The organism is uncultured Amaricoccus sp. (genome assembly GCF_937858865.1).
GTDB lineage: Bacteria > Pseudomonadota > Alphaproteobacteria > Rhodobacterales > Rhodobacteraceae > Amaricoccus.
In genome coordinates this window covers 1-9582 of record NZ_CALLYO010000535.1, presented here as the reverse complement: position 1 = coordinate 9582, position 9582 = coordinate 1, and the positions used below count along the sequence as shown (strand labels likewise).

The window sequence follows — 9582 nt, the reverse complement described above, 5'->3', positions numbered from 1 at the left end:
CCCGTGACCCCCAAGACGCTTGCGCGGTGCCTGAGGCTGGGGCACTCTTTTCCAAGTTGAGCAGTTCCGCAGAGCGTGCGCCCCGGAGGCACATTGGCGATCACCGCCCCGAACCCCGCCTCGATCCCGGATGACCCGTCCGAGACACTCCTCGAATTCCCCGACAACCGCCTCCTGATCGATCTCTGCGGCGAGCTCGACCGCAACATCGTGCAGATCGAATCACGGCTCGGCGTGGCGATCCACCGCCGTGGCAACCACCTCACCCTGCACGGGGCGGCTCCCGAGCGCGAGCAGGCCGAGCAGGTGCTCCGCAGCCTCTACGAGCGGCTCGAGAAGGGCCGGCCGGTCACGCCGGGCGACATCGACGCGGCGATCCGCCTCGCGCCCGCCGACCGCGGCGGGGCGTCGGGCGGCGAGTCGCGGATGAGCCAGCTCGACATGTTCTCCGGCGAGCCGCTCGAGATCCGCACCCGCCGCAAGCTGGTCGAGCCGCGCAGCGCCATGCAGGAGGTCTACGTCCGCAACCTCTTCCGCCACGAGCTCGTCTTCGGCATCGGCCCGGCCGGGACCGGCAAGACCTATCTCGCCGTCGCGGCCGCCGCCTCGATGTACATCGACGGGCGGGTCGACCGCATCGTCCTCTCGCGCCCGGCGGTCGAGGCCGGCGAGCGGCTCGGCTTCCTCCCCGGCGACATGAAGGAGAAGGTCGACCCCTACATGCAGCCGCTCTACGACGCGCTGAACGACTTCTTCCCGCCGAAGCAGGTCGCGAAGCTGATCGAGGAGCGGCAGATCGAGATAGCACCCCTCGCCTTCATGCGCGGCCGCACGCTGTCGAACGCCTTCGTCGTGCTCGACGAGGCGCAGAACGCCACCACGATGCAGATGAAGATGTTCCTGACCCGCCTCGGCGAGGGGAGCCGCATGGCGGTGACCGGCGACACCACCCAGATCGACCTGCCGCTCGGCGTGCCCTCGGGGCTGATCGAGGCCGAGCGGATCCTGCGCGGGGTGCCGGGCATCGGCTTCACCCACTTCTCCGCCGACGACGTGGTGCGCCATTCGCTGGTCGCCCGCATCATCCGCGCCTGGGACGGCGCCGGGCCGCCGCGCGATGGCTGAGACCGTCGAGCCGGTGATCGAGGATCCGCGCTGGGAAGCCGCCGGCATCCCGGCCGTGGCGGAACGCGCGGCGCGGGCGGCGCTCGAGGCGGTCGGCCGCGATCCCGACCAGCACGAGATCGGCCTCCTCCTCGCCGACGACGCGAAGATGGCGGAGCTGAACGGGCAGTTCCGCGGCAAGGCGACGCCGACCAACGTGCTGAGCTGGCCCGCCTTCTCCGGCGAGATCCCGGTGCCGCCCGGCGAGCCGGGGGAGGGGCCGCTCTTCCTCGGCGACGTCGCGCTCGGCTATGACACCTGCCTCGCCGAGGCCGAGGCGGCCGGGATCACCTTCGCCGACCATGCGGCGCATCTCGTCGTGCACGGCGTCCTGCACCTTCTCGGCCACGACCATGCGCTCGACGCCGAGGCCGAGACGATGGAGGAAATCGAGACGAAAGTGCTTGCCAGCATGGGCGTGGCGAACCCATATTCCGCCTAGGGGCGCCACTCGGGCGTGCTTGCGGACAGGATAGATGGCCGAGACCTCAGACGGGCACGCCGGCGCGGCAGCCGCCGGGCCCGAAGACGCCGACCCTGACAGTCCGGCCCGATCGTTCTTCTCCCGCATCTTCGGTCGCGAGTCCTCCGACGTCGACCCGCTGCCTCGCACCGCGAACGGACGCGCGCGCGGGCCCAGCCTCAACCTCCGCAACCTGCGCCGGATGCGCGTCGACGACGTCAGCGTCCCGCGCGCCGACATCGTCGCGATCTCCGAGGACGCCACCCTCGACGAGGTGGTCGCCGTCTTCCAGGAGAGCACGCTCTCCCGCCTGCCGGTCTATTCCGAGACGCTCGACCAGCCGCTCGGCCTCGTGCACCTCAAGGACCTCGCGCTCAAGTACGGCTTCTGCACCCGGTCCGAGCCCTTTGACCTCAAGGGCCTGATCCGCCCGCTCCTCTACGCGCCCCCCTCCATGCCGATCTGGGTGCTGCTGCAGAAGATGCAGGCCGCCCGCATCCACATGGCGCTCGTCATCGACGAGTACGGCGGCGTCGACGGCCTCGTCACCATCGAGAACGTGCTCGAGCAGATCGTCGGCGACATCGCCGACGAGCACGACGAGGCCGAGCGCCCGCTCTGGAGCGAGGAGGCCCCCGGCATCTATCTCGCCCAGGCGCGCATGGACCTCGACGACTTCGAGCAGGTCGCCGGCGTCAGCCTCGCGCCGCCCGAGCTCGCCGAGGAGGTCGACACCCTCGGCGGCCTCGTCATCCGCCTCGCCGGCCGGGTGCCGGCGCGCGGCGAGGTGGTGATCCACCCCGAGGGCCACGAGTTCGAGGTGGTCGACGCCGACGCGCGGCGCATCAACAGCCTGCGCGTGCGCCTCGCCGCCGCCGCCCGGGCGCCGGCGGAAGCCGCTGAATAGGTGATCGCCCCCGAACGGCGACTCGCGCGCCTCGGCCCGTCGGCGCGGCTGGCGCTGGCCGTCGCCTGCGGCGCCGTCTCGGCACTGGCCCAGCCGCCCGTCTCCTGGCCCATCGTCCTCTTCGCCGCGCTCCCCCCTCTCCTCTGGCTCCTCGACGCCGCCCCCCGCCCGCGCGCCGCCTTCTGGCTCGGCTGGGCCGCCGGCGCCGGCCATTTCGCCGCCGCCCTCTTCTGGATCGTCGAGCCCTTCCTCGTCGAGCCCGAGGTCTACGGCTGGATGGCCCCCTTCGCCCTCGTCGGCATGGCCGGCGGCCTCGCGCTCTTCTGGGCCGTCCCCTTCGCCCTCGCCCGCGCCCTCGGCCGCCCCGGTCTCGCCCGCCTCCTCCTGCTCGCCGCCCTCTGGACCCTCGCCGACTACGCCCGCTCCCGCGTCCTGACCGGCTTCCCCTGGGGCCTGCCCGCCTACGCCTGGGTCGAGACCCCGGTGGCGCAGACCGCCGCCTTCCTCGGCCCCTTCGCCCTCGGCCTCCTTACCCTGGTCGCCGCCCTCCTGCCCGCGCTCGCCACCCGCCGCGCCCTCCTCGCCGCCCTCGCCCTCCTCGCTGCCGGCTGGGGCTGGGGCGCCTGGCGCCTCGCCAAGCCCGCGCCGCAGCGCGAGACCCCGCTCCTCGTCCGCCTCGTCCAGCCGAACGCCCGCCAGGAGCTGAAATGGCAGCCGGGCATGGAGCAGCTCTTCTACGAGCGCCACCTCGCCCTCACCGCCGCCCAGCCGCGCCCGGACGTCACCATCTGGTCCGAGACCGCCGTCCCCTTCGTCCTCGGCCACGCGCCCGAGCTCCTCGCCCAGTCGGCGGCCGCCGCGGCACCGGGCCGGCTCGTCCTCGGCATCCGCCGCGTCGAGCAGACCCCCGAGGGCGACCGCTGGTTCAACTCCCTCGCCGTCCTCGACCCCGACGGCACCCCGGCCGCGGTCTACGACAAGCACCACCTCGTCCCCTTCGGCGAATACATCCCCTTCCAGCGCGCCATCGCCCGCCTCGGCCTTCCCGCGCTCGCGCCGCTCACCCGCGGCGGCTTCACCCCCGGGGACGGGCCGCACCTCGTCGCCGTGCCCGGCCTGCCGCCCTTCCTGCCGCTCATCTGCTACGAGGCGATCTTCCCCGCCGGCCTCCGCGCCCCGGAAGGCCGGCCGGAGTGGCTGGTCCAGGTCACCAACGACGCCTGGTTCGGCGAGGCCTCGGGGCCGTGGCAGCACCTCGCCCAGGCGCGGATGCGGGCGATCGAGCAGGGCCTGCCGCTGGCCCGCGCCGCCAACACCGGCGTCTCGGCAATGATCGACCCGTTCGGCCGGGTGGTCGCGCGCCTCGGCCTTGGTGAAACGGGCGCGCTCGACACCCTGCTTCCTGCGCCGTTACAGCCGACCTTCTACGCTCGCCACGGCGATTTCTGGACCTTGACTTTGATCGTCGCGCTGGCCGGATTAACTGTCTGGCCGCGCAGCGGTGGCTTTTTCCTAAAGTTGCGCAGATAGCTGGGATCAGGGGAGCGATCCGGGGCCTGCGGCCTGTATCCGCAGGCAGGGTGCGGCGGCGATCCATGCCGCGCGCCGCCCGGTGCCCGTGCGTATGTGGTGAGGTGAGTTCCGGTGGCCAAGTCAGCAAGCGAGATCGATCGTCACGTCGGCAACATGATACGCCGGCGCCGGGAGGCCCTCGGGCTCAGCCAGGGACGCCTGGGGCGGCACCTGGGGGTGACCTTCTCGCAGATCCAGAAGTACGAGAAGGGCATGAACCGGATCGGGGCCGGGCGGCTCTACCAGATCGCCGCCTTCCTCGGGGTGCCGCCCGGCTACTTCTTCGAGGGCCTCGCGTCCGAACAGCCGGTCTCGGCGAGCGAAGCGGTGCTGACCGAGGAGATCGCAACGCTGACCCACGCCTTCGCCGGCATCCACGACAGCGACACCCGCGCGTCGGTGCTGGCGCTGCTGCATTCGCTCCGCGGCGATTCGGCCTGACCGGCGCTGCCGCGAGCGGCGAGGCGGGCGACTCCGGTTGACCCCGTTTGCGACCCTGCGTAGGGAGTGGCGATCGGTCAACCTGGGTGGATTACGAGATGAGCAGTCGCAGTGATTACCTCTTCACTTCCGAGTCGGTGTCCGAGGGACATCCCGACAAGGTCTGCGACCGCATCTCCGACGCGGTGCTCGACACCTTCATGGCCGAGGATCCGGAGGCGCGCGTCGCCTGCGAGACCTTCGCCACCACCGACCGCGTGATCGTCGGCGGCGAGGTGCGCGGCCCCGGCAGCATCCTCAGCCGGGTCGAGGAGATCGTCCGCGCCTGCGTGAAGGACATCGGCTACGAGCAGAAGGGCTTCCACTGGGCCAACCTGCGCGTCCACAACTACATCCACGGCCAGTCCGAGCACATCGCCCAGGGCGTCGACGCCGGCGAGGGCAAGGAGGAGGGCGCGGGCGACCAGGGCATCATGTTCGGCTACGCCACCGACGAGACGGCCGAGCTCATGCCGGCGCCGCTGCACTATTCGCACGCCATCCTCCGCCGGCTGGCCGAGGCGCGCAAGAGCGGCGCGGAGCCCCGCCTCGGCCCGGACGCCAAGGCCCAGCTCTCGCTGCGCTACGCCGGCGGCAAGCCGGTCGAGGTCGCCTGCCTCGTGCTCTCGACCCAGCATCTCGACGCCAGCATGGAGTCGAGGGACGTGCGCGAGATGGTCGAGCCCTACGTGCGCGAGATGCTGCCCGAGGGCTGGCTGACCGAGAAGACGGTCTGGCACGTCAACCCGACCGGCAAGTTCGTCATCGGCGGCCCGGACGGCGACGCCGGCCTGACCGGGCGCAAGATCATCGTCGACACCTACGGCGGCGCGGCGCCGCACGGCGGCGGCGCCTTCTCCGGCAAGGATCCGACCAAGGTCGACCGCTCCGCCGCCTATGCCGCCCGCTACCTCGCGAAGAACGTGGTGGCGGCCGGGCTCGCCTCGCGCTGCGTGCTGCAGCTCTCCTACGCCATCGGCGTGGCGCGGCCGCTCTCGATCTACGCCGACACCTTCGGCACCGGCGAGGTCCCGGAGGAAGCGATCGAGAAAGCCGTCGCCGAGGTCATGGACCTGACGCCCCGCGGCATCCGCACCCACCTCGGGCTCAACCGGCCGATCTACCAGCGTACCTCGGCCTACGGCCACTTCGGCCGTGCCCCCGACAACGAGGGCGGCTTTTCCTGGGAGCGGACCGATCTGACCGAGGCGCTCGCCAGGGCGGTCTGACCGGCCGCGCCATGCAGACCGGGGGCGAGGCGGCGCCGGGGCAGCGGCGCAACCTCTACGGGCGCCGGCACGGCAAGAAGCTGAAGCCGTCGCAGCGGCGAATGCTCGACACGCTGCTGCCGCAGCTCGGCATCCCCGGCGTCTCGCCCGACGAGAACCCGGGCCGCGCCCCGCTCGGCCCGCTCTTCCCCGACCGGCGCCCGCTCTGGCTCGAGGTCGGCTTCGGCGCCGGCGAGCATCTCGTGCACCAGGCGGCGGCCCATCCCGAGGTCGGCTTCCTCGGCTGCGAGCCGTTCGTCAATGGCGTCGCCATGGCGCTGGTCAGGATCGACGCCGCCGGCCTCGCCAACGTCCGGCTGCATCCGGGCGACGCGCGCGACCTGATCGAGCTCCTGCCGGACGGCGCGCTCGCGCGCGTCTTCCTGCTCTACCCCGACCCCTGGCCGAAGGCGCGCCACCACCGCCGCCGCTTCGCGAGCCCGGAGAACCTCGCCGAGCTCCACCGCGCGATGGCGCCCGGCGCCGAATTGCGCCTCGCGACCGACATCGCCGACTATGCCCGCCACGCCCTCGAGGCGGTTGCGGCCGCACCCGGCTTCTCCGTGGCGTCGGTCGAGGACGCGCCCTGGCCCGGCTGGCCGGGGACACGTTACGAGGCCAAGGCGCTCGCCGCCGGGCGCCGGCCGCAGTATCTGACCTTCCGCCGGGACTGAACGCGACAGCGAGCCGATGGACCGGCGTCTGCCGATCCCGTATGAGGTCGGAAACGAGCGCAGCGGCGGAGGACGAGGGTGGGGGGGCATGACGAGCCGAAACCGATGCGGGCGGAAGCCTCCGGTCCGCTCACGGGTCGGGCGGAGGTGCCGGGCGACAAGTCGATCTCGCACCGCGCGCTCATCCTCGGGGCGCTGACCGTCGGCGAGACGCGGATCAGCGGCCTGCTCGAAGGGCAGGACGTCCTCGACACCGGCCGGGCGATGCGCGCCTTCGGCGCCAGCGTCGAGCGGGTCGGGACCGGCACCTGGCGGGTGGACGGCGTCGGCATCGGCGGCTTCCAGGAGCCCGAGGACGTGCTCGACCACGGCAATTCCGGCACCGGCGTCCGCCTCGTCATGGGCGCGATGGCGACCACCGACATCACCGCCACCTTCACCGGCGACGCCAGCCTGCGCAGCCGGCCGATGGGGCGGATCACCGAGCCGCTCGCCCTCTTCGGCGCCGAGGCGCGCGGTCGCCGCGGCGGGCGGCTGCCGATCACGCTGACCGGCGCCGCCAACCCGATGCCGGTGCAGTATGCGACGCCCGTGCCCTCGGCGCAGGTGAAGTCGGCGGTGCTCCTCGCTGGGCTGAACGCGCCCGGCGAGACCGTGGTGATCGAGCAGGAGGCGACGCGCGATCATACCGAGCGGATGCTGCGCGGCTTCGGCGCCAGGGTCCGCACCGAGCAGACCCCCGAGGGACGCGCGATCATCCTCACCGGCCAGCCCGAGCTCCGCCCGCAGACGATCGCCGTGCCGCGCGACCCGAGCTCGGCCGCCTTCCCGGTCGCGGCGGCCCTCCTCGTCGAGGGCTCCGACATCACCCTCCCCGGGGTCGGCCTCAACCCGACGCGCGCCGGCCTCTACATCACGCTGCAGGAGATGGGCGCGGGCGTCGCCCTCGAGAACCGCCGCGAGGAGGGCGGCGAGCCCTGCGCCGACCTGCGCGTCCGCTTCGGCCCGCTCAAGGGCATCGAGGTGCCGCCCGAGCGCGCCGCCTCGATGATCGACGAATACCCGATCCTCGCCGTCCTCGCCGCCAACGCCGAGGGCATGACCACCATGCACGGCATCCGCGAGCTGCGCGTGAAGGAGAGCGACCGCATCGACGCCATGGCCCAGGGCCTCGAGGCCTGCGGCGTGAAGGTGGAGCAGGGCGACGACTATCTCATCGTGCACGGCCGCGGCCCGGGCGGCGTGACCGGCGGCGCCACCGTGGCCAGCCGGCTCGACCACCGCATCGCCATGTCCTTCCTCTGCCTCGGCCTCGCCGCCCGCCAGCCGGTGACGATCGACGACGCCGCCACCATCGCCACCAGCTTCCCGAGCTTCGTCGAGCTCATGCGCTGCCTCGGCGCCAGGCTCACCGGCTGATGCCCTTCACCGTCGCCATCGACGGCCCCGCCGCCTCCGGCAAGGGCACCATCGGCCGCGCCCTCGCCGCGCACTTCGGCTTCGCCCATCTCGACACCGGCCTGCTCTACCGCGCCGTCGGCGTGCAGGCGCTCGAGGACGGCCGCGGCGTCGTCGACCCGCTCTGGTCGGCCGAACTCGCCCGCCGCCTCACCCCCGCCGACCTCGAGCGCCCCGACCTCCGCTCCGCCCGCGCCGGCCAGGCCGCCTCGAAGGTCGCCGCCCTCCCCGAGGTCCGCGCCGCCCTCCTCGACTTCCAGCGCCGCTTCGCCCGCCGCGAGGGCGGCGCCGTCCTCGACGGCCGCGACATCGGCACCGTCATCTGCCCCGAGGCCGAGGCCAAGCTCTTCGTCACCGCCACCGACGCCGCCCGCGCCGCCCGCCGCCAGAAGGAGCTCGGCGCCCCCTCCTACGCCGCCGTCCTCGCCGACATCCGCCAGCGCGACGCCCGCGACGCCGGCCGCGACGTCGCCCCGATGCGGGCCGCGGCCGATGCGCTCTTGCTCGACACCACGGATCTCTCTATAGACGCGGCCGTCGCAGAGGCCGTCGCTTACGTGGAAAGCCGCATCCGCAGGGACTAGGGGCTTGCACCACGCCTGCGGCATGGCCATCTCGCGGGCATTCGCAAATTGCAAGACCGGCGGAGCCAACCGCCCGGCCCGTAACACGCACAAGGAGAACTGCATGCCGGCTACGGCAACCATGGATGATTTCGAGGCGCTCCTCAACGAGAGCTTCGAGCTCGAGACCCCCGAGGAGGGGACGGTCGTCAAGGGCATCGTGCTCGCGATCGAGGCCGGACAGGCCATCGTCGATATCGGCTACAAGATGGAAGGCCGCGTCGACCTCAAGGAATTCAGCCAGCCCGGCAAGCCGGCCGAGATCGCCATCGGCGATACCGTCGAGGTCTACCTCGACCGGGTCGAGAACGCCCGCGGCGAGGCCGTGCTCAGCCGCGAGAAGGCCCGCCGCGAGGAGGCCTGGGACCGCCTCGAGAAGGCCTACGAGAAGGAGGAGCGCGTCGAGGGCGCGATCTTCGGCCGCGTGAAGGGCGGCTTCACCGTCGACCTCGGCGGCGCCGTGGCCTTCCTGCCCGGCTCGCAGGTCGACGTGCGCCCGGTGCGCGACGCGGGCCCGCTCATGCACATGCCGCAGCCCTTCCAGATCCTGAAGATGGACCGCCGCCGCGGCAACATCGTGGTCAGCCGCCGCGCCGTCCTCGAGGAATCCCGCGCCGAGCAGCGCGCCGAGATCGTCGCGCGTCTCGCCGAGGGCGAGGTGATCGACGGCGTGGTCAAGAACATCACCGAGTACGGCGCCTTCGTCGACCTCGGCGGCGTCGACGGCCTGCTGCACGTCACCGACATGGCCTGGCGGCGGGTCAACCACCCCTCCGAGATCCTGAACATCGGCGAGACCGTGAAGGTCCAGGTGATCAAGATCAACAAGGAGACCCAGCGCATCAGCCTTGGCATGAAGCAGCTGCAGGCCGATCCCTGGGACACCGTCGAGGAGAAGTTCCCGATCGGCTCCAGGCACACCGGCCGCGTCACCAACATCACCGACTACGGCGCCTTCGTGGAGCTGGAGCCG

General features: G+C 72.4%; 10 protein-coding genes. All 10 read left to right on the top strand.

Annotation, left to right across the window (positions count from 1 at the left end; genetic code table 11):
- Positions 1-93 precede the first annotated feature (93 nt).
- Complete coding sequence (locus Q0112_RS15805) at positions 94-1125, top strand: PhoH family protein (protein ID WP_297976937.1); 1032 nt, start codon at positions 94-96, stop codon at positions 1123-1125.
- Positions 1118-1606, top strand: a complete 489-nt coding sequence (ybeY, locus tag Q0112_RS15800) for an rRNA maturation RNase YbeY (RefSeq protein ID WP_297976936.1) — start codon at positions 1118-1120, stop codon at positions 1604-1606. The genes Q0112_RS15805 and ybeY overlap by 8 nt, the downstream gene beginning before the upstream one ends.
- 34 nt (positions 1607-1640) lie before the next feature.
- Positions 1641-2534, top strand: a complete 894-nt coding sequence (locus tag Q0112_RS15795) for a hemolysin family protein (RefSeq protein WP_297976935.1) — start codon at positions 1641-1643, stop codon at positions 2532-2534.
- Positions 2535-4064 (top strand): apolipoprotein N-acyltransferase, encoded by a 1530-nt coding sequence (gene lnt, locus Q0112_RS15790; protein ID WP_297976934.1) that lies wholly within the window; start codon positions 2535-2537, stop codon positions 4062-4064.
- A gap of 114 nt (positions 4065-4178) precedes the next feature.
- On the top strand, positions 4179-4547 hold the full coding sequence (locus tag Q0112_RS15785; RefSeq protein WP_297976933.1) for a helix-turn-helix transcriptional regulator: 369 nt from the start codon (positions 4179-4181) through the stop codon (positions 4545-4547).
- Between the two features lie 98 nt (positions 4548-4645).
- Complete coding sequence (gene metK / locus Q0112_RS15780; protein ID WP_297976932.1) at positions 4646-5815, top strand: methionine adenosyltransferase; 1170 nt, start codon at positions 4646-4648, stop codon at positions 5813-5815.
- Positions 5816-5826: 11 nt separating this feature from the next.
- The gene (trmB, locus tag Q0112_RS15775) at positions 5827-6528 is read left to right on the top strand and encodes a tRNA (guanosine(46)-N7)-methyltransferase TrmB (RefSeq protein ID WP_297976931.1); all 702 of its coding nucleotides are present in this window, start codon (positions 5827-5829) and stop codon (positions 6526-6528) included.
- Positions 6529-6633: 105 nt separating this feature from the next.
- Positions 6634-7947, top strand: coding sequence for a 3-phosphoshikimate 1-carboxyvinyltransferase (gene aroA, locus Q0112_RS15770; protein WP_297976930.1), 1314 nt, complete (start codon positions 6634-6636; stop codon positions 7945-7947).
- Complete coding sequence (gene cmk / locus Q0112_RS15765) at positions 7947-8570, top strand: (d)CMP kinase (protein ID WP_297976929.1); 624 nt, start codon at positions 7947-7949, stop codon at positions 8568-8570. Before aroA ends, cmk begins: the two co-directional genes overlap by 1 nt.
- Before the next feature lie 103 nt (positions 8571-8673).
- Positions 8674-9582: S1 RNA-binding domain-containing protein (locus tag Q0112_RS15760; RefSeq protein WP_297976928.1), on the top strand; the 909-nt coding region annotated here is incomplete at its 3' end.

What these genes read in the sequence shown, in the direction of transcription:
- ybeY (WP_297976936.1), top strand. Translation starts at nt 1,118, where the DNA reads ATGGCTGAGACCGTCGAGCCGGTGATCGAGGATCCGCGCTGGGAAGCC.
- Q0112_RS15795 (WP_297976935.1), top strand. Translation starts at nt 1,641, where the DNA reads ATGGCCGAGACCTCAGACGGGCACGCCGGCGCGGCAGCCGCCGGGCCC.
- metK (WP_297976932.1), top strand. Translation starts at nt 4,646, where the DNA reads ATGAGCAGTCGCAGTGATTACCTCTTCACTTCCGAGTCGGTGTCCGAG.
- trmB (WP_297976931.1), top strand. Translation starts at nt 5,827, where the DNA reads ATGCAGACCGGGGGCGAGGCGGCGCCGGGGCAGCGGCGCAACCTCTAC.
- aroA (WP_297976930.1), top strand. Translation starts at nt 6,634, where the DNA reads ATGCGGGCGGAAGCCTCCGGTCCGCTCACGGGTCGGGCGGAGGTGCCG.
- cmk (WP_297976929.1), top strand. Translation starts at nt 7,947, where the DNA reads ATGCCCTTCACCGTCGCCATCGACGGCCCCGCCGCCTCCGGCAAGGGC.